The sequence below is a fragment of the Mesoterricola sp. MK458 genome, from assembly GCF_055384935.1.
In genome coordinates, this window is sequence record NZ_AP045075.1 from 210,965 (window position 1) to 229,488 (window position 18,524).

The following is an 18,524-nucleotide window of genomic DNA, read 5'->3' on the forward strand; positions in this document are numbered from 1 at the left end:
GCGGCGCTACCCTTCCCCCATGAGAATCGCCGCCATCGACGTCGGGTCCAATTCCATCCACCTGGTGGTGGTGGAGACCGACGCCGTGGGGAACCAGCGGGTGCTGGCCCGGGAAAAGCACATGGTGCGCCTGGCCCGGGGCCTCCTGAAGACCGGCGAGATCGGCCCGGAGGCCTTCCAGGCCGGGCTGGAGTCCCTGGCCCTCATGGTCGAGGTGGTGCGCGGGCTCCAGTGCGACACGGTGCTGGCCTGCGGCACCGCCGCGCTGCGGGAGGCGTCCAACGCGCCGCTCTTCATCCGCGAGGCGGCCGACCTGGGCGTGAACATCCGGGTGATCTCCGGGGAGGAGGAGGCCAGCCTCATCTACCTGGCGGTGAGCCGCGCCATTCCCTTTCCCGACACGCCCGCCGCGCTCATGGACATCGGCGGCGGCTCCACGGAACTCACCTGGCTCGAGGCGGGCCGGGCCGTGGCCACGCTTTCGCTGCCCTGGGGCCTGCAGCGCCTCGCCGACGCCCTGCCCACCGCCAACCCCCCCACCGCCGAGGACCTGCAGCGGGTGCGCAAGTTCCTGCGCAAGGTCCTGAAGAAGGCCTCCAAGGGCCTGCCCGCGGACCTGCCCCGGCCCGAGGTCATCCTGGCCACCTCCGGCACGCTGCTGGACCTGGCCAGCGGCGCCGGCGGCCAGGGCAGTTTCGACACCGAGCAGCTCCTGAAGTTCAAGCGCAAGCTCTGGAAGACCTCCAGCCAGGACCGCGTGACCCAGCTGGGCGTCGACCCCAAGCGCGCCGAGGTGCTCCACGTGGGGGCCAGCTGGGTGGCGGCCCTCATGGCCTGGACCGGTGCGGGCCAGGTGCGCACCCTCCCCGTGGGCCTGCGGGAGGGGATGGTCTGGCAGGCCCTGGCGCGCGGCGGCATGGCCCTGCCGGTGCTGGGGGACCGGCGCAAGGCCTCCGTTGAAGCCCTGGCGGCCAAACTGGATCCCGATCCCGGGCACAGCCGCCACGTGGCGTTCCTGGCCGACCAGCTCTTCACGGACCTCATGCCCGAGTTCGAACTGGGCGACCCCGAGCGGGAGATGCTGGGCTACGCGGCGCGCCTTCACGACATCGGCCTCTCCCTTTCGGAGAAGGGCCACCACAAGCACGGCGCCTACCTGATCACCAACGCCAAGCTCGCGGGCTTCTGGCCCACGGAAACCGAGGCCATCAGCCAGATCGTGCGCTACCACCGGGGCAAGCCCCCTTCCATGACCCACGAGGCCTACGCCCAGCTCAAGCCCTGGACCCAGCACGTGGTGGAGAAGCTCGCCGCCATCATCCGCGTGGCCGACGCCCTGGACCGCACCCGCCGTCAATCCGTGCGCCTTGTGCGCCTGGTGGCCGACGGGGAGGACCTCACCCTGCGCGTGACCGCCACCGGCGACCTGAAGCCGGAACTGGAGAGCCTCAAGGACAAAGGCAAGCTCCTGTTCCGGCTCCTGGACAGGGAGGTGGCGGTGGTGGTGGAGGAACCCTAGGAGGCTGTCCAAGTATTCCTCGGCCCCGCGATGATGGCACCGGCCATGGCAAGACAAGGCACGCGAGGAGAGCGATTCGGGTAATCGTTCGACGAGCGTAACGCGGGATTGCCGTGGCCGCTGCCATCACCCGAAGGGCGGCACCTGGAAGCCCGCTTCTCGTGTGCAAGCCCCTTGAAAATATGACCTATATTTCCTGCGGGTCTTGCGCTCGATAATCGGGCTTCCAGGCGCCGTCGCGGGGTCGAGTAATACTTGGACAGCCTCCTAGTCAGTGGGCTTCGCTTTACCCGTCGCCAGGGCCTCGTCGGCGAGCTTCTTCATGCCCGCGTCGGCCTCGCGGCTTAGCACTTCCATCTTCGCGCTGAGCACCTTCATCCGGGCTTCCAGCTCCTTCATCGGCTTTCCGGCTTCCTCCATCTTCTGCTCGAGGCCCTCCATGGGCCTGGCGGCCTCCTCCATCTCGCGGGCCAGGGCTTCCATGGGCGCTTGCAGGGCTTCCATCTTCTGGTCCAGGGCGTGCATGGACGCCTCGAGTTCCTCCAGCTGCTTTTCCAGGGTCTTGCGTTCGGCGGGCTTGAGGTGGTCGTTTTCCAGTTGGCGCTCGACCTTCTCCATGCGTGCCCCGACCAGGCCCTGCTGGCGCCCGATCTCGCCCATCTGCCGGCCGATCTCCCCCTGCTTGCGGCCCACTTCCCCCTGCTTCCTGCCCACGTCGCCCTGCTGGCGGCCGATGTCGCCCTGCCTGCGGCCCACCTCGCCCATCTCCTTGCCCAGGGCGCCCATCTGGCCCCCGAGATCCTCCATGGGCTGGTTGACTGCACGGGCCCGGGCCACCAGGGCGGGGTCGCTGACCACGTAGTCCTTGCCGCCGGACCGGAACCAGAAGAAGTCGTCCGCCATCTGTCCGCGCAGGCGCCGGAGCTCCTTGCTGGGGATGCCCTGGCCGGAGCGGGTGATGCCGTCCTTCTTCTTGCTGACGATGGCGTACGGAACGTCCTGCTTTTTGGGTTCCGTCTGGACGCGGGCCAGGGCCGCGCTGGCGCCGCAGAGCGTGGTGAAGCCCGCGATGGCGAGCGCGACCTTCCACGCCATGGGCCGCGGTTCGGGCTGGATGAGACGTCGGATCCTGTTCATGAGATTGCCTCCGTGGGCCGCCTGGGCCGGTTGGGTGTTGGAGAGCTGGAAGAGGTCCAGCTCCCTCAGGGCCAGGACCAGGCGCCGCGGTTCGCCCAGTGCCCCGGCCGCGAGTTCGTCGCAGATGAGTTCGCGTTCCGCCCGGATGCGCCCCGAGATCCACCACACCCCGGGGTGGTAGAAGAGCAGGGTCTCCACGGCGGTCTGAAGAAGGTTGGCGAGGTAGTCGAAGCGCCGCACATGGGCCAGTTCGTGGGCCAGCAGCGCCTCCAGGAGCAGGGGGTCCATGCCCGCCACCAGGGCGGCGGGAAGCAGGATCACCGGCCGCCACCACCCGAAGGAAAGTGGCGAGTCGATGGCGTCCGAGACCTTCAGGCCGACCCGCCGGGCCACGCCCAGGGCGGCGGCGAGCCGCTCCATGCGCCCATTCCAGACCGGGTCCGGCGCGCGGGTTCCGCGCCGCCCGAGCCGGCCCACCCAGGCCAGGCCCAGCGCAAGCCGCAGCGCCAACAGGCTCGCCCCCGCCGCCCACGCCAGCACCACCAGCGGCAGGCGGGAGCCCACCGCGGCACGGACCCGCGCCGGCATGGGCTCCCGTGCGGCGTGGACCGGGGCCGCCCCGGGCGCGCGCTCCAGGCTGACCACGGGGGCGGGCCCCGGCAGCCGGGTCAGGACCCCGGCCACGGGCAGGGCCAGGCACAGGGCCAGCCCCGCACAGGCGGCGGCGTAGCGCAGCCGGGGACCCCGGAGCGCATGCAGGGCCGCGGCCGTGCCCGCCCATACCAGGATTCCCTGCCAGATGAAGTCGAGGAAGGCCCAGCCCAGGGCCTCGGTCAGGGGCAGCCAGGTCATTTCCCGCCTCCTTCGCCCCGGAGCCAGCCTTCGATCTCCCGGCGCTCCTCGGGCGTCACGTGGCCGCCCTTCAGGGCCGCGAGCACCAGGGCCTTGCCCGAGCCCGCGAAGGCCTTGCGGATGAGGTCGCCCAGGAGGCTGGTCTGGGTCGAGTCCTGGGCCTGGGCGGGCCGGTACACGTGGGAGCGCTGCGCCTCGTCCCTCAGGAGGAGCCCCTTGCCGTGCATGATCTGCATGAGCCGGAGCACCGCCGAGTAGGCCACCTCCCGGTCCTTCAGGAGCTCGGCGTGGGCCTCCTTGACCGTGGCGGGGCCCAGGCGCCAGAGGATCCGGAGGAGGTCCAATTCCGCTGCGGTGGGTTTGGGGGGCTTGGGCATGGGGGAGCTCCGGGCGTGGAACTAGACAACTACGTCTAGATCAAAATGTCTAGATATTTTTGTCTAGATTGTTTTCGCCGCTTCCGGCACCAGGTTTAGTCGCCCTCCTAGAGCTCCCGGAAGTCCGCCTCCAGGCGCGCCTCGGCGAATATCGCCTCCACCTCGGCCCGCCGCGCGGTCTCGAAGCGCAGCGCCACCCCGCAATCCGAGGAGAACTGCCGGGGCGTCGGCACCAGCTTGAAGGCCCACCCCGTGGTCCCCAGCAACCGCTCCGCCCGCAACGCCGCGGAAATGGTGTGGAACAGCGCCACGCTCTGGCTCACCCGCGCACCACCGCGGCCACCGCGCGCAGGGCCGTCTCCAGATCCTGCCGGGTCACCTCCGGCCCCGGCGCGAACCGCACGGTGCCCTCGCTGAACGTTCCGATGGCGCGGTGCGCCGCCGGCGCGCAGTGCAGGCCCACCCGGCACAGCACCCCGTGCTCCTCGTCCAGCCGCAGCCCCAGGTCCGAGACATACTGCCTCGCCACCGTGAACGACACGACCGCGAGGCGCCGGGCCGGGTCGGCCGGGCCGTGGACGGTCACCCCCGGGATCTCCGCCAGCCCTTCGGCCAGGAACCGGCCGTGCTCCACCGCCTGCGCGTGGAGCGCCTCCAGGCCCCGCTCGCGCACCCAGGCGAGGCCCGCGCCCAGCCCCGCGATGCCCGCGCCGTTGGGGGTGCCGCTTTCGAAACGGTCCGGAAGGAACTCCGGCTGGGTCTCGTGTTCGGAAAGGCTCCCGGTGCCGCCCTGCAGGAGGGGCGCCAGGCGCCGCGGGTCGACCCCCGCGCCCAGCACCAGGCCCCCGGTGCCCGGAGGGCCCTGCAGCCCCTTGTGGCCCGTGAAGGCCAGGAGGTCGATGCCCAGGGCCCCCATGTCCACGGGCAGCGTACCCAGGGTCTGGGCCGCGTCCACCAGCAGCAGGGCGCCGGCGGCGTGGGCCAGGGCGGCGATCTCCCGCACGGGGGCCAGCGTGCCCACGACGTTGCTGGCGTGGTTGACCACCACCAGGGCCGTTCCCGGCCGCAGGGCCCGGCGGAAGGCCTCCGGGTCCAGCGAGCCGTCCCGGGCCGCCGGCACCACCGTGACCTCGACCCCCCGGGCCTCCAGGTGCCGCAGGGGCCGCATGACGGCATTGTGCTCCATGCCGCCCGTCACGACCCGGCACCCGGCGGCCAGCAGGCCGTGCAGCGCCAGGTTGAGGGCGTGGGTCCCGTTGGACGTGAAGATCACCCCCAGAGGATCCGGCGCGTTCACCAGGCCGGCCACGGCCTCCCGCACCCCGTACACGGTGCGGGCCGCGGCCAGGGAGAGCCGGTGGCCCGAACGCCCGGGGTTGCCCCCCTCCTCGTCCAGGAACCGGGCCATGGCCCGGGCCACGCCCGGGGGCTTGGGCCAGGAGGTGGCGGCGTGGTCCAGGTAGATGAGTCCGTTCATTTCGTAAGCGTAACCCTGAATTCCCCTCCGGGCAGGCTTTCGGGGGCGGCCTGCCAGCCCAGGTGGGCCGCCGCCCGGCACACGTTTTCCCGGGAGGCCACGGAGTCCAGCAGCACCTGGATCGTGCCGTGGCCCGCGGCCAGCATGGCCGCGCGGGCCTTCATGGCCGGTTCGGGACAGGAGAGGCCGCGGGCGTCGAGGGGGGCGCTCATCGGGCACCCGCCGTTTCGCGGAAGGTCAGGCCGATGACGGCGCAGACCGCCAGACCCAGCAGCACCGCGGCCGGACCGTAGGGGGCGGGGCCGGCGGGGGAGGAGGCGAGGTTGAAGTTGTGGGCGACCGCGGCGCCGGTGAGGAGGCCCAGGCTGAAGACGGCGGCGTCGCCGTCCCCTTCGCCCGACAGGAAGAGCTGCCGGCCGGGGCAGCCCCCGGCCAGGGTGAAGGCCAGTCCGGACAGGACCATTCCTCCGAAGTTCCAGAGCGTGGCGGTATGGGCGATGGGCTGCCCGCCGAACCCGGCCTTGAACTGCCCCAGGACCCCGTTCGTGAGGGCGGCGGCGACCACCAGGGCCACGAGGCCCTGGAACATCTGGCCGTCCCGTAGCAGGATCAGGTCCCGCAACGCCCCCACCGAGCAGAACCGGCTGCGCTGGGCGAGGAAGCCGATGGCGAGGCTGGCGGCCAGGGCGATGGCGAGGGGGGCGTGCTGGCTGCCGGGTCCCTTCGCGGAGAAGAACACGGGCCCCGTGGGCAGCCCGGCCGCATCACGCCCGAACAGGGGCGCGAGCATCAACAGGGCCAGGAGGCCCAGGGCGAGGGCCGGCATGAGGAACCCCAGCGCCCGGGGCGACCCATGGCTGCGGCCGAGGCTGAAGCCCCGCCGGAAGCAGAGGATCCCCAGGCCCACCCCGGCCACCAGGCCCAGGATGCCGGGGACGGCGTTCCAGTCGCCGCCGCCCAGGCGCAGGTAGGCCCGCCAGGGGCAGCCCAGGAAGACCAGGGCCCCGATGGCCGCGAACAGGCCCAGGAGGAACCGCGCCAGCGGGCTCGAGCCGCCCCGGGGGCGGAACTCCCGGAAGAGCAGGGCCGCCGCCAGGGAACCCAGGATCAGGCCGGCGATTTCCGGCCGCAGGTACTGGACCGCCGCGGCCCGGTGGAGGCCCAGCGCGCCGGCCACGTCCCGGGTGAAGCAGGCCACGCAGACGCCCATGTTGCCCGGGTTGCCCCAGCGCACCAGCAGCGGCGCCAGGACGCCGATGACCGCCCCCGTGATGATCGCGCCCCAGCGCGAGGTGAGGACTCTGAAGGGATTGGGCATGGCGCGCCTCCGCAGGGGGTGGGAAACCTGTTACTCAAACTTTGACCAGTCATTAAATGATGCCACAGGAACCGGCTAGAATCGACCCATGACCCGCTCCAGCGCCCCGTTCACCCTGGAACTGACCCTCCTGGGGATCCTCGACCGGACCCCCATGCACGGCTACAACCTCTGCAAGGCCGTCCAGGCCCTGGACGGCTTCGGGATGATCTGGAAGATCAAGCAGAGTTCCCTGTATGCCTTGGTGGACAAACTCGAGGCCAGCGGCCTCCTGGAGGCCACGGTCATCGAGGGGGCGTCCCATCCCTCCCGCCGGGAGCTGCGGGTCACGCCCGCGGGGCGCGTGGCCTTCGAGGTCTGGGTGGGCAGCCCTGTGGACAGCATCCGGAACATGCGCCAGGACTTCTTCGCGCGCCTCTACTTCGCCCGGCGCGAGGGGCCGGACCGGGCGCGGGCGCTGGTGGGGGCCCAGCGGGAGGCCTGCCTCGCCTGGCGGGAGGACATCCTGGGCAAGCTGCGCGCCGGGGGCGGGGAGCACCTGAGGACGGTGCTTTCCCACCGGATCCAGATCGTCGAGGCGACCCTGGCGTGGCTGGACGACGCTTACGCCGCTAGCTGAACAGGGAGTTCGGCACCGTCTTCAGTCCGAGGTACCCGTAGGCGGCCTCGGTGGCCTTGCGTCCCTGCTGGGTGCGGTCCAGGAAGCCGATCTGCATGAGGTAGGGCTCCACCAGATCCTCCAGGGCGCCGCCGTCGCTCTCGCCCAGGGCGGCGGCCAGGGTGCGCACGCCCACGGGGCCTCCCCGGAACTTCACGCACAGGGCCTCGAGGTAGGCGCGGTCCAGGCCCTCCAGGCCCAGGTCGTCCACCTCGTGCAGGGCGAGGCAGGCGTCGGCGACGGCGGAAGTGATGACGCCGTCCCCCTTCACTTCGGCAAAGTCGCGGCAGCGGCGCAGGAGGCGGTTCACGATGCGCGGCGTCCCGCGGCTGCGGCGGGCGATGCTCTCGGCGCCTTCGGGGGCCAGGTCCACGCCCAGCACCTGCGCGCTGCGCTTGGCGATGACGGCGAGCTCCGCGCGGGTGTAGTAGTCCAGGCGGTGCACCATGCCGAAGCGGTCATGGAGCGGCTTGCTGATGAGTCCCGCGCGGGTGGTGGCGCCCACGAGGGTGAAGGGGCGCAGGTCCACCTTGAGGGTCTGGGCCGACGGGCCCTGGCCGATGAGGATGTCGAGCTTGCCGTCCTCCATGGCGGAGTAGAGCATCTCCTCGATGGGCGCCGCCAGGCGGTGGATCTCGTCGATGAAGAGGAATTCCCCCTCCTCCAGGTTGGTGAGGATCGCGGCGAGGTCGCCCTTTTTTTCCAGCGCGGGGGCTTGGATCACCTTGCATGCGGAGCCCATCTCGTTGGCCAGCACGTGCGCGAGGGTCGTCTTGCCCAGGCCCGGGGGGCCGAAGAGCAGCACGTGGTCCAGCACTTCGCGGCGCTTCTGCGCGGCCTGCAGGGCGATCTCGAGACGCGCCTTCACCTTCTCCTGGCCGATATATTCCGGCAGCCGCTGCGGCCGGAGCGAGTATTCGAAGGGCTCCTCGGGCAGCGAGGGGTCGAGGTCCGGGTTCCTTGCGTGATCCATGGGTAGATTGCCTCACGGCCGGAGAGCCTTGTCTAGGAGGTTGTCCACGTATTCTTCGGCCCCTAGTGTCCCCGCGGCGTATCCCCTATACTTTGTCCTTCAGGGGGGCCTCGTGCCTGAACGGACGTCCATTTCCATCAGGGACCGGCACGGCTTCGAGCGGGCCGTGCCCGCTCAGAACGTCATGGTCCTCGGCCGCCAGAGCCAGTGCGACGTGGTGCTCTCCGACAGCATGGTCAGCCGCAACCACCTGAAGATCGAGTTCTCCGGCGATGCCTGGTGGGTGGAGGACCTGGGGTCCTCCCACGGCACCTACTTCAAGGACCAGCGGGTGACGCGCATGGCCTGGGAGCCCGGCAGCACCGTGCGGGTGGCGGACGGGGCCTACTACCTGACCCTGCGTTCGGAATCCGCCTTCGCCTCGGAGGTGAACCTCCAGGCCATCCTGAAGACCGCCGGCCTCCTGGCGGGGGACACGGAGCTGGACGACCTGCTGGAGCAGACCCTGGACCGCCTCCTGGCGATTTCCGGCACGGACCGGGGCTTCCTCATGATGCCCGAGGGGGGGGACCTGGTGGTGAAGGTCCAGCGCAACCTCGGCGCCGAGATGGAGAAGAACATCCACCTCTCCATGAGCAGCGTGCACAAGGTCTTCGAGCAGGGCGACGCGGTGTGGATCCACAACGTGGCCACGGACGAGGCCCTCATGGCCCAGAAGTCCGTCATCAACCTCCAGCTCAAGACCATCCTCTGCCTGCCCCTGCAGGTTCAGGGCGAGCGCATCGGCGTGGTGTACCTGGACAGCCGGAAGATCGTCAGCGAGCCCGTGGACCGGCCCACCTTCGAGGCCATCGTCGCCCTGTGCGCCATCGCCATCGAGCGCACGCGCCTGGCGGAGGCGAACCTGCGCAACCAGGTGCTGGCCACCGTGGGCCAGGTGGCCTCCAGCATCGTCCACGACTTCAAGAACGGCCTGTTCGTGGTGGGCGGGCATGCCCAGCTGCTGGGCACCACCGTCAAGGACGACTACTGCAAGCATCACCTTAACCAGATCCTTTCCGCCGTGGACCGGCTGGGCCGGCTCAGCGCCGACATCCTGGACTACGCCAAGGTGCGCGAGCCCAAGCGCGAGGCCGTGGAGCTGGGCGCCTACCTGGGCGCCATGCTGGAGCCCCTGCAGCCCCGCGCCGCCGAGGTGGGGGCGGCCCTTCGCTGCGAAGGCGAGGCGTGTCCGGTGAACCTGGACAAGCACCGCTTCGCGCGGGTCGTGGAGAACCTGGTGGCCAACGCCATCGATGCCCTGGAGGGCCAGGAGGGCGGCGTGGTGGGCCTGTCCTGGAAGCGCGTTCCCGAAGGCGCCCGCATCGTGGTGCAGGACAACGGCAAGGGCATCCCGAAAAAGGTGCAGAAGCGGATCTTCGAGCCCTTCTTCAGCCACGGCAAGCGCAAGGGCACGGGCCTGGGCATGGCCACGGTGAAGAAGATCGTGGAGGAGCACGGCGGCGCCGTGGAGGTGGTCAGCGAGGAGGGCCAGGGGACCGTGGTGACCATCACGCTGCCCGACGCTTCCGCCAGGCCGGCCCAGGGGCCGGTGGAGGACTCCACCGACGAGTTCCGCATCCGCGGTGGCCTGTGATCCGGGTTGGCCAGGGCTTCGACGTGCACCGCTTCGCCGAGCCCGACGCCGGGAGGCCCCTCGTCCTCATGGGCTGCAGGGTCGAGCACGACCGCGGCCTGCTGGGCCACAGCGACGCCGACGTGATGGTCCACGCCCTCATGGACGCGCTGCTGGGCGCCGCGGGCCTGGGCGACATCGGCCAGCACTTTCCCGACACGGATCCCGCCTACCGCGGCGCGGATTCCGTCGTGCTGCTGGCCGCGGTGATGGACGCCCTCAGGGCCGGCGGGTGGCGCGTCGTGAACGCCGACGTGTGCCTGATCGGGGAGCGCCCCAAGCTCTCCCCGCACCGGGATGCCATGCGGGCGCGCATCGCGCCCGTCCTGGGGCTCACGCCCCAGGACCTCAACGTCAAGGCCACCACCACCGAGAAGCTGGGCTTCACGGGGCGGGGCGAAGGCCTGGCGGCCCAGGCCGTGGTGCTCATCGACCGAGACTGATCTCGATCTTCTTGGGCTGGACCTCGGGCACCTTGGGCAGCGTCAGGGTGAGCACGCCGTCCTTGAGGTCCGCGGCCACCTTGCCGGCGTCCACGCCGTCGGGGAGGTTGAAGCTGCGCGTGAAGGACCCGTTGCTGCGCTCGAGGATGAAGACGTTCTCGTTTTCCTTGCGGGTGCGGGCCTCGCGCTTGCCGGTGATGGTGATGCGGTTGCCGGTGAGGTTGATCTCCACGTCCTCGCGGCGGATGCCGGGCAGGTCGGCCTCGAACACGTAGGCCTCGGGCGTCTCCCGGATGTCGAAGGACGGCGTGAAGGCCGTCTGGAGGTCCAGGTTGAAGTCCAGGTCCCGGAAGGGGTCCCACCGGAGGAAGTTCCTCATGAGGCCGACGGGTTCGAAGGCGGGGGCGAGGGTGGCGGGGGAGGTGCGGGTGTCGCGGCGGTTGAGGATCATGGGAATCTCCTTGGGTTGAGCCTGGAAGCCACGGCCGGCCCGGGTTCCGGGGATGGATTCCAGTGGCGAAGAAAATATGCGTGTTGACGACTAACGTGTCAAGACCCCCCTCCATTTTTTTCCGTCCCTGAAAGGGGGCGCATGTCCTTTTCATGACAAACCGGGGGAACGGGTGGGCTAAATTGGGTCAGGGTTCACCTCCCGTGGGGAATGCATGCCCGAAGGTCGTCGATGGTTGACCAGATGTGTCCTGCTGGTCCTGGCCGTGGCCGGGTACCTTGGGGCCCAGGTCCAGACCTTCCGCCATTTCGATGACCGGGACGGCCTTCCCCAGAGCCAGGTGACCGCGCTGCTGGAGGACCGCGACGGCTTCCTGTGGGCCGGCACGGCGGAGGGCGTGGCCCGGCTGGGGGCTTCGGGGTTCCAATCCTTCGGCGCCAAGCAGGGGCTCATCGCCCTGGACGTAACCGACCTGATGCAGGACCGGGCCGGGGCCATCTGGGTGGCCGGCCAGGAGGGCGGCGTCGACCGCATCCTGGGCGGGCACATCACCCATTACGGGGAGGCCCAGGGGCTGGCCATCGTCAACGTCAACTGCCTGCTGGAGACAACCGCCGGCGAAATCCTGGCGGGAACCCGCCTGGGCCTCTACCGGCTGCGGGGCGGGCGGTTCGAGGCGGTGGACCTTCCCGGCGGCTGGAACCAGCAGCCCATCTTTTCCATGGCCATGGACGCCCAGGGGCGCATCTGGCTGGGGTCCCTCAAGGACCGCATCGCCCGGTGGGACGGGAAGACCCTGGCCGCCGGGGTGATGCCCGGGCCCATGTCCTCGCGGTTCCGCCGCCTGCGCACCGACGCCTCGGGGCACGTGTGGGCCCTTTGCGCCGATGCCCTCTATCGTCTGGGCCCGGGCCTGACCTGGAACCTGGATCCCCTGCCCGGGCTGGACCGGAAGGTTCGGTTCCGCAACGTGCAGGTGACGCCCCAGGGCGAGCTGCTGCTGGCCCTGGACGCCGACGGGGCCTACCTGCGCAGCCCCTCCGGCAAGGGCCGCGTCCTTTCCTACCTGGACGGCCTGCCCCGGGAGGGGGTGGCCTCCGTCCTCCGGGACAGCCGGGGCGACCTGTGGCTGGGCACGGACGGCGCGGGCCTGCTGGCCGAGGCGGTGCCCGGCCTGCTGTGCCTGGACAGGGACCTGCGCACCGGCATCGGCCTGGGGCTGGGCACGGTGCTCTCCTTCGAGGAGGCCGGCCCGGACAGGATGCTCATCGGCGGAACTTCGGGGCTTCACATGTGGGAGCGGGGCAAGGGCATCACCGGCGCCTGGGACCAGACCTCGGGCCTGCCCAGCAACGTGGTGTGGGGCATCGCCCCGCGCCGCAAGGGCGGCGCCTGGATCTGCACCCACAAGGGCATGGTGGTCTGGGAAGGGGGCCGGATCCGCAAGGGGCCCCGGGAACTCCAGAACGTGTTCGTCTCCTCCCTGCTGGTCCACGGGAACCGCCTGTGGGCGTGCACCTTCGAGCAGGGGCTCGTGGAGATGGACCTGGACGGAACGTTCATCGCCCGCCACCCGGCGCCCGCGGAAGTGGGGGAACCCACCATCCTCGCCATCGTCCCCCGGGGCAAGGGGCTGCTGGCCGCCACCCGGTACGGCGTGTACGCCTTCGAGGACGGCGCCTACCGGCCCGTGCTGCGGGGAACGCCCCTGGGCACGCGCTCCATCTCCTGCCTCTACCTGGGCCCCGCGGGCGACCTCTGGGTGGGGACCGGGAGCGACGGTGTCTTCGGCTTCCCCCACGGGGAGGACGGGCCCTGCGAAATCTACACCGAGGCCAACGCGCGGATCCACGGGCGCGTGGGCTGGGTCTCGCGCCTGGGCAACGGCGACCTGGTGGCGGGCCACGCCCGCGGGCTCTCCATCCTGCGCGCGGCCGCCACCGGCCCGCGGGTCATGCAGATCACGCGCAACCTGGGGCTGCTGTCCAACGAGACCTCGGATTCGGCGGTCTACCGGGACCGCCTGGGCCGCCTCTGGATCGGCATGGCGGGGGGGCTGTGCATATTGGACCCCGCCGCGGACCTGCCCGATCCGGGCCTGCCCAAGCCGCGGATCCTGGACGCCACGGTGGGATCCCTCGCCTTCGGCCTGCCGGTGAACATCGTCCTGCCGCCCACGCCGGGCACCCTCACCCTCCGGTTCGACGCGGCCAAGCCGCTCCTGCCGGAGAACCCTTCGTACCAGGTGTGGATCGACGGCGCCTGGCGCAGCGTGGAGCAGTCCAGCAACCTCTTCCAGATCGCCCAGCTGGGCCCGGGCGTGCTGCCCGTGCGGGTGCGGGCCGGGGACGGCCTTTCCTGGACCGAATCGGACACGGTGCGCATCCGGGTGCGGGCGGCCTGGTACCAGACGCCCTGGGCCCGCGCGGGGTTCGTGCTGGCCGGGGTGCTGGCGTTCCTCCTCCTGGTGGACGTGCGGATCAAGCAGGTCCGGAGGCGGGCCCGCATGCTGGAGATCAAGGTGCAGGAGCGCACCGAGGAGCTCACCCTGCGCAACCGTTCCCTGGAGCGGCTCCACCACCAGCTCAAGCGCAGCCTGGAGGGCCGCGTCCAGCTCATGAACACCATCACCCACGACCTGCGCTCGCCGCTCACCAGCATCCTGATCTCCGTGGAGCGCCTGGAGGGGAACGAGGCCATCGGGGGCCCGGGCAAGTCCGCCCTCAAGGTGGTGGCCCGGGAGGCCCAGCGCGTGGAGCGGCTCCTCAAGCACCTCCTGGACAGCAGCAGGGCCGAGAGCCTCACCGACGGGCTGAACTTCCGGGTGTGCCACCCCGGCGAGGTCATGGAGGGCCTCGCCGAGACCCTGCGCATGAAGGCCGAGGCCCGGGGCCTCACGGCCCGCATCGCCCTGGACCCCATGGGGGACCGCACGTGGATCCTGGCCGACGCGGAGTCCATGCAGCAGGTGCTCTTCAACCTCATCGAGAATGCCCTGAAGTTCACCCCCGCCCCCGGCGAGGTGGGCATCCGTTCGCGCCTGGAGCCGCCCTGCTGGGTGCTGGAGGTGTGGGACACCGGCCGCGGCATCGATCCGGCCCAGGCCGCCGATCTCTTCAAGCCCTTCAGCCAGGCCCGGGAGGCCGACGCGGCCCTGGGCTGGGGGCTGGGGCTGAGCATCTGCCGGACCCTGGTGGAGGCCCACCAGGGCACCATCGAGGTGGCCAGCGAGGCGGGGAAGGGCTCCACGTTCAAGGTGTCCCTGCCGCTGGTCACCCCGGCCGCGGACCCGGCCTAGGCGCGCTCCCCCAGCCATACCTTGGCCAATGCGGCCAGCGCGTCGGGAGCGTTCAGGGCGGGATCGTCCATCACCCGCTCCAGCAGGTGCGACTGGAGCTCGCCCAGCCACGGGCCGCCCTTGCGCCCGGAAAGGGCCATGAGGGCGCGGCCGTCCAGGGCGAGGGCCTTCACGTGCAGGGGCGGGGCGGCCTGGGCCAGGGCTTCCAGGCGCGCCATCACCGCCCGGTGCTCCCCGAAGCACGTCTCGTCCCCCACGCCCTTGCCGGACTGGTCCGCCAGGCGGAAGACGCCCCACCGCTCCAGGGAAAGGCCGTCGTCCTGGAGGCGCTTGAGGAAGCGGCGGCAGGCCGGATCGCCCCAGTCGGGGCCGGGGTGGGTGCCGTGGTGGGCCACCAGGGCCACCACGTCCCGGGCCAGGGCGCCTGATGCCCGCAGCCGGGTCAGGATGTCCGAGGCGATGCCCACGGAAACCGGCTCGTGGCCGTAGAAGTGGATGTGCCCCTGGGCGTCCTCGGTCTTGCGCGCGGGCTTGCCGCAGTCGTGGAGGAGCGCGGCCCACCGGAGGCCCGGGTCGGGGGGGGTGCGGCGCACCACCTCCAGGGTGTGCTCCCAGACCGGGTAGGCGTGGTAGCGGTTCTGGGGGCATCCGATCATGGGCAGGAGTTCGGGCAGCCACAGCCCCAGGAGGCCCGTGGAGGCCAGGGCCGAGAGGCCCTTGCCGGGCTGCAGGCCGCACAGGAGCTTGGTGAGCTCGGTCATGACCCGCTCCACCGAGACCTTTCCCGCCACCTGCAGGCGCATGGGGATGGCCGCGAGGGTGGCGGGTTCGATCTCGAAGTCCAGCTGGGATGCGAAGCGGCAGGCCCGCAGGCACCGCAGGCCGTCCTCCCCGAAGCGGTCCAGGGGGTCGCCCACGGCCCGGAGGGTGCCCGAGGCCAGGTCCTCCCGGCCCCCGAAGGGGTCCACCAGGGCGGCTTCCCAGTGGCCGCCCCCCAGGGCTTCGGCGGGCAGCGCCATGGCGTTGATGGTGAAGTCCCGGCGGGCCAGGTCCTCCTCCAGGCCCACCCCGAGCTTCACGGATTCGGGGCGCCGCCCGTCCACGTAGACCTCGTCGCCCCGGAAGGTGGTGACCTCGAACCCCCGCGCGCCGACCATGACCGTGACGGTGCCGTGCTGGAGCCCGGTGGGGATCACGCGCAGGCCCGCGGCCTGGGCCCGGGAGGTGACCTCTCCGGGCAGGAGCGCGGTGGCCAGGTCCCAGTCGGGGCTGGGGCGGTCCAGGAGCAGGTCCCGCACGGCGCCGCCCACCAGCACGAGCCCGGAATCGGGCCCCAGGGCCTGGTGCAGCGTGCGCAGGAGGGTTTCCATACTAGTGCGGCAGGTGGTGGGGCGCCTCGCCCACCCGCGCCTTCAGGGCGGACTTGCGCTCCTCGACGATCTGGGCGGCGATGCGTTCCACCTGCATCATCAGCCAGTCCGAGGTGGGGCTGCCCTCGCGGTAGTCGGCGGGGCCGTAGTGGTCGATGCGCCCGTCCCGGCGCAGGCGGTCCACCTGCCTGAGGCTCAGGGGGTTGGCGGGGTCGTACACCGCGTAGCCGGTGCCGCGGTTCTGGCGCATCACGGAGAACGCCGGAACGTCCGAGGGGCCGTCGGCGATGTAGATCATGTGGTGGAAGGGAACCCGGCGGTCCTCGGGGCGCATGGTGGCGTTCACCTCGATGGTGGCGTTCACGTTGCTGCCCTTGTTGATCTCGAAGAGGGCGCGGGTCTTGCTGGTGTTGTCGTAGGCCGCCGCGATCTGGGAGATGCCCTGGGTCTCGGGCAGGAGGGCCTCGTAGGTGGGCAGGTCCAGGTCCACGGTGGCGTCGGGGTCGAAGCCCGGGGGGGCCGGGGACTCCAGGAACTCCGAGGCCCAGATGCCCTTCACGTAAGGCCGGATGGCCGAACCTTCGATCATGGCCTTCAGGCCCGTGGAGACCACGTAGTGCTCCAGGCGCAGCTCGAACCGCCGGGCCTCGGGGTCCTCCTCCAGGCGCCTCTGGATCCGTTCGAAGAAGTCGGGCAGTCCCGGGTGGAAGACGATCTCGCCGCCCAGCTCGCGCAGGCGCGCGTTGGTGAGCCCGGGCATGCGGCCGTGGTGCACGTACGTCAGCAGGTGGTTCAGGTAGGCCGTGTCCGGGTGGAGCGTCACGTTCAGGCGCGCGAAAAAGGCCGGCAGGGCGTTCACCTCCCGCCAGAAGGACGCTTCATCCACCCCGAAGGCGCGGAAGATCGGTTCCTGCATATAGCCGGGAATCAGGGTCTTGTCGAAATCCCAGACCATGGCGATGACGTTCTGGGGATGGAGGGGTGTGGACACGGTGCTCCCGGGGGCTGTCTCTTCGATACTACCTTCGATGCCCGCAACCCGGCGACAATGACGGGATGGAACGGTTCTACTTCGACGCCAACGCCTCCGCGCCCCCGCTGCCCGAAGCCCTCGCCGCCCAGGCGCGGGCGGTGGCCGGGGCCTGGGCCAACCCCACCAGCACGCACCGGGAGGGCCAGCGGGCCAGACACCTCCTGGAGGAGGCCCGGCGCCGGGTGGCCGAGGTGCTGGGCGCCGCGCCGGGGGAGCTGGTGTTCTGTTCCAGCGCCACCGAGGCCCTCCACCTGCTCCTGCGGGGCCTTCGGCCCCGGCTGGGGGACCGCCCCGCCTGCGTCTTCCCGGGGGAGCACAGCGCCTGCCTGAACCCCCTCAAGGACTGGACGCAGGTGCGCTGGCTGCCCTGCGACACCGCGGGCGCCGCCACGCTGGTGCAGATGGCCGCCAGCAACGAGACGGGTATTCTCTACGCGATGCCCAAAGAGGCGGGGGCGGTGCGGGTCATGGACGCCGCCCAGGCCTGGGGCAAGGTGCCCGTGGACCTGGGGTCCTGCGACGCCGCCGTCTTCTCCGGGCACAAGGCCGGGGGCCCCAGGGGCGCCGCGGTGCTCTGGATGCGTCCGGACCTGCCCTGGACCGCGGTCATGGAAGGCCCGCAGGAGCGCCGCCGGCGGGGAGGCACCGAGGACCTGGGGGCCATCGCGGGCCTGGCCGAGGCCGCCCGGGCCGTTCCCGCCCGGGTGGAGGCCAACGCCGCCCTGGCGGCCCTGCGCGACGCCCTGGAGGACGAGGTGCTGGGGTGGTCCCCGCACTACGAGGCCGTGGGCCGGGGCCTGCCCCGCCTGCCCAACACCAGCGCCCTCATGCTCCGGGGCCACAACGGGGAGTCGGTGCAGATCGCCCTGGACCTGGCCGGATTCGCGGTGAGCACCGGTTCGGCCTGCCACAGCGGCGCGACCCGGCCCAGCCACGCCATCACCTCCCTGGGCCATACGGAAGCGGAGGCGCGCAGCGTCATCCGCATCTCGATGCTTCCCGGAACCCCCCGCGCCGCCGTGGAGGCCCTCGCCGCGGCCCTGAAGCGGATCCTGAAGCGTTAGACTAGGTCATCCACCTTCGGAGGCCCCATGCATCGCCGGACCCTGGCTCTCGGTTTGCTGCTGCTTTCCACCTTCCTGGGCGCCCAGCAGCCCGCGAAGGTCATCCTCCTGGCCAGCACCATCGGCCCCATCGACTCGGGCATCGTGGGCACCCTGGAGGACGCCTTCGAGAAGGAGACCGGGATCCGCGTGCGCCACGTGGGCGCCGGCACCGGCGCCGCCCTGGGAATCGCCCGGCAGGGCGGGGTGGACATCGTCCTGGCCCACGCCCGGGCCCTGGAGGAGGCGTTCGTGGCCGAGGGGTTCGGCCTCGGCCGGGTCCCCCTCATGTACAACGATTTCGTGATCGTGGGCCCCGCCGCGGACCCCGCCGGCATCCGCGGCACCAAGAGCGCCCTGGACGCCCTCCGCACCCTGGCCGCCAAGGGTGCGCCCTTCGTCACCCGCGGCGACAATTCCGGCACCCACGTGGCCGAGCGGGGCCTGTGGACCAAGGCCGGCCTGGCGCCCTCCGGCTCCTGGTACCAGGTGTTCCCCAACGGCTCCGAGGGCAACATCGCCACCCTGGTCTTCACCGACGCCCAGAACGCCTACACCCTCATGGACCGCGCCAGCTACCTGGGCGCCCGCAAGCGCATCAAGCTGGACATCCTGGTGGAAGGCGACGAGGTCCTGCTCAACCACATCTCCCTCATCCTGGTGAACCCCGCCCGGTGCCCCAAGGCGGACCTGGCCGGCGCCACCGCCTTCCAGGCCTGGCTCACGGCGGCGGACAAGGGCCAGCGGATCATCGCGGACTTCGGGAAGGACACGTACGGCCAGGCCCTGTTCATCCCCGAGTCGAAGGAATGGAAGGCAAGGGTCCGGTAGCTGGAAACG

General features: G+C 71.2%; 17 protein-coding genes. 7 read left to right on the top strand and 10 right to left on the bottom strand.

Annotated elements, in window-relative coordinates; all coding sequences use genetic code 11:
• The first annotated feature begins 19 nt into the window (after positions 1-19).
• The gene (locus tag ACZ5LB_RS00925; protein ID WP_464604283.1) at positions 20-1,519 is read left to right on the top strand and encodes a Ppx/GppA phosphatase family protein; all 1,500 of its coding nucleotides are present in this window, start codon (positions 20-22) and stop codon (positions 1,517-1,519) included.
• A 267-nt stretch (positions 1,520-1,786) separates the two neighbouring features.
• Here ACZ5LB_RS00925 and ACZ5LB_RS00930 read toward each other — a convergent pair whose 3' ends face one another.
• The 6 genes from ACZ5LB_RS00930 to yedE form a co-directional block, all read right to left on the bottom strand.
• The gene (locus tag ACZ5LB_RS00930) at positions 1,787-3,508 is read right to left on the bottom strand and encodes a M56 family metallopeptidase (protein WP_464604284.1); all 1,722 of its coding nucleotides are present in this window, start codon (positions 3,506-3,508) and stop codon (positions 1,787-1,789) included.
• A complete protein-coding gene (locus tag ACZ5LB_RS00935) occupies positions 3,505-3,885 on the bottom strand; it encodes a BlaI/MecI/CopY family transcriptional regulator (protein WP_464604285.1) in 381 nt (126 codons plus the stop codon). The genes ACZ5LB_RS00930 and ACZ5LB_RS00935 overlap by 4 nt, the downstream gene beginning before the upstream one ends.
• A 107-nt stretch (positions 3,886-3,992) precedes the next feature.
• On the bottom strand, positions 3,993-4,208 hold the full coding sequence (locus ACZ5LB_RS00940; RefSeq protein WP_464604286.1) for a putative Se/S carrier protein: 216 nt from the start codon (positions 4,206-4,208) through the stop codon (positions 3,993-3,995).
• On the bottom strand, positions 4,205-5,362 hold the full coding sequence (locus ACZ5LB_RS00945; protein WP_464604287.1) for an aminotransferase class V-fold PLP-dependent enzyme: 1,158 nt from the start codon (positions 5,360-5,362) through the stop codon (positions 4,205-4,207). Before ACZ5LB_RS00945 ends, ACZ5LB_RS00940 begins: the two co-directional genes overlap by 4 nt.
• Positions 5,359-5,574 carry a sulfurtransferase TusA family protein gene (locus ACZ5LB_RS00950; protein WP_464604288.1) on the bottom strand — a complete coding sequence of 72 codons (216 nt, stop codon included), beginning with the start codon at positions 5,572-5,574 and terminating at the stop codon, positions 5,359-5,361. The genes ACZ5LB_RS00945 and ACZ5LB_RS00950 overlap by 4 nt, the downstream gene beginning before the upstream one ends.
• Complete coding sequence (gene yedE / locus ACZ5LB_RS00955) at positions 5,571-6,680, bottom strand: YedE family putative selenium transporter (protein WP_464604289.1); 1,110 nt, start codon at positions 6,678-6,680, stop codon at positions 5,571-5,573. Before yedE ends, ACZ5LB_RS00950 begins: the two co-directional genes overlap by 4 nt.
• An 88-nt stretch (positions 6,681-6,768) precedes the next feature.
• Between yedE and ACZ5LB_RS00960 the strand changes: the two genes are divergently transcribed.
• Positions 6,769-7,299, top strand: a complete 531-nt coding sequence (locus ACZ5LB_RS00960; protein ID WP_464604290.1) for a PadR family transcriptional regulator — start codon at positions 6,769-6,771, stop codon at positions 7,297-7,299.
• Here the strand turns inward: ACZ5LB_RS00960 and ruvB are convergent.
• Positions 7,292-8,311, bottom strand: coding sequence for a Holliday junction branch migration DNA helicase RuvB (ruvB, locus tag ACZ5LB_RS00965; RefSeq protein ID WP_464604291.1), 1,020 nt, complete (start codon positions 8,309-8,311; stop codon positions 7,292-7,294). The genes ACZ5LB_RS00960 and ruvB overlap by 8 nt on opposite strands.
• Positions 8,312-8,423: 112 nt before the next feature.
• Here ruvB and ACZ5LB_RS00970 point away from each other — a divergent pair, with 112 nt between their 5' ends.
• Both ACZ5LB_RS00970 and ispF read left to right on the top strand, forming a co-directional pair.
• Positions 8,424-9,947, top strand: a complete 1,524-nt coding sequence (locus tag ACZ5LB_RS00970; protein ID WP_464604292.1) for a sensor histidine kinase — start codon at positions 8,424-8,426, stop codon at positions 9,945-9,947.
• Positions 9,944-10,429, top strand: coding sequence for a 2-C-methyl-D-erythritol 2,4-cyclodiphosphate synthase (ispF, locus tag ACZ5LB_RS00975; RefSeq protein ID WP_464604293.1), 486 nt, complete (start codon positions 9,944-9,946; stop codon positions 10,427-10,429). Before ACZ5LB_RS00970 ends, ispF begins: the two co-directional genes overlap by 4 nt.
• Here ispF and ACZ5LB_RS00980 read toward each other — a convergent pair.
• Positions 10,413-10,880, bottom strand: a complete 468-nt coding sequence (locus tag ACZ5LB_RS00980; RefSeq protein WP_464604294.1) for an Hsp20/alpha crystallin family protein — start codon at positions 10,878-10,880, stop codon at positions 10,413-10,415. The genes ispF and ACZ5LB_RS00980 overlap by 17 nt on opposite strands.
• A 235-nt stretch (positions 10,881-11,115) precedes the next feature.
• Here ACZ5LB_RS00980 and ACZ5LB_RS00985 point away from each other — a divergent pair, with 235 nt between their 5' ends.
• Positions 11,116-14,178, top strand: coding sequence for a two-component regulator propeller domain-containing protein (locus ACZ5LB_RS00985; RefSeq protein ID WP_464604295.1), 3,063 nt, complete (start codon positions 11,116-11,118; stop codon positions 14,176-14,178).
• Here ACZ5LB_RS00985 and ACZ5LB_RS00990 read toward each other — a convergent pair.
• Positions 14,175-15,548, bottom strand: a complete 1,374-nt coding sequence (locus ACZ5LB_RS00990; protein ID WP_464604296.1) for a CCA tRNA nucleotidyltransferase — start codon at positions 15,546-15,548, stop codon at positions 14,175-14,177. The genes ACZ5LB_RS00985 and ACZ5LB_RS00990 overlap by 4 nt on opposite strands.
• Before the next feature lies 1 nt (position 15,549).
• Entirely contained in the window at positions 15,550-16,539 is a 990-nt protein-coding gene (locus ACZ5LB_RS00995) for an HAD family hydrolase (RefSeq protein WP_464604297.1), read from the bottom strand.
• Positions 16,540-16,604: 65 nt separating this feature from the next.
• Between ACZ5LB_RS00995 and ACZ5LB_RS01000 the strand changes: the two genes are divergently transcribed.
• Positions 16,605-17,645, top strand: a complete 1,041-nt coding sequence (locus tag ACZ5LB_RS01000; protein WP_464604298.1) for a cysteine desulfurase family protein — start codon at positions 16,605-16,607, stop codon at positions 17,643-17,645.
• A 27-nt stretch (positions 17,646-17,672) separates the two neighbouring features.
• Complete coding sequence (locus ACZ5LB_RS01005; RefSeq protein ID WP_464604299.1) at positions 17,673-18,515, top strand: ABC transporter substrate-binding protein; 843 nt, start codon at positions 17,673-17,675, stop codon at positions 18,513-18,515.
• Positions 18,516-18,524: the final 9 nt, after the last annotated feature.

Excerpts from the sequence above, each read along its gene's own strand:
- ACZ5LB_RS00925 (WP_464604283.1), top strand. The coding sequence starts at position 20 with ATGAGAATCGCCGCCATCGACGTCGGGTCCAATTCCATCCACCTGGTG.
- ACZ5LB_RS00930 (WP_464604284.1), bottom strand. The coding sequence starts at position 3,508 with ATGACCTGGCTGCCCCTGACCGAGGCCCTGGGCTGGGCCTTCCTCGAC.
- ACZ5LB_RS00935 (WP_464604285.1), bottom strand. The coding sequence starts at position 3,885 with ATGCCCAAGCCCCCCAAACCCACCGCAGCGGAATTGGACCTCCTCCGG.
- ACZ5LB_RS00945 (WP_464604287.1), bottom strand. The coding sequence starts at position 5,362 with ATGAACGGACTCATCTACCTGGACCACGCCGCCACCTCCTGGCCCAAG.
- ACZ5LB_RS00950 (WP_464604288.1), bottom strand. The coding sequence starts at position 5,574 with ATGAGCGCCCCCCTCGACGCCCGCGGCCTCTCCTGTCCCGAACCGGCC.
- yedE (WP_464604289.1), bottom strand. The coding sequence starts at position 6,680 with ATGCCCAATCCCTTCAGAGTCCTCACCTCGCGCTGGGGCGCGATCATC.
- ACZ5LB_RS00960 (WP_464604290.1), top strand. The coding sequence starts at position 6,769 with ATGACCCGCTCCAGCGCCCCGTTCACCCTGGAACTGACCCTCCTGGGG.
- ruvB (WP_464604291.1), bottom strand. The coding sequence starts at position 8,311 with ATGGATCACGCAAGGAACCCGGACCTCGACCCCTCGCTGCCCGAGGAG.
- ACZ5LB_RS00980 (WP_464604294.1), bottom strand. The coding sequence starts at position 10,880 with ATGATCCTCAACCGCCGCGACACCCGCACCTCCCCCGCCACCCTCGCC.
- ACZ5LB_RS00990 (WP_464604296.1), bottom strand. The coding sequence starts at position 15,548 with ATGGAAACCCTCCTGCGCACGCTGCACCAGGCCCTGGGGCCCGATTCC.
- ACZ5LB_RS01000 (WP_464604298.1), top strand. The coding sequence starts at position 16,605 with ATGGAACGGTTCTACTTCGACGCCAACGCCTCCGCGCCCCCGCTGCCC.
- ACZ5LB_RS01005 (WP_464604299.1), top strand. The coding sequence starts at position 17,673 with ATGCATCGCCGGACCCTGGCTCTCGGTTTGCTGCTGCTTTCCACCTTC.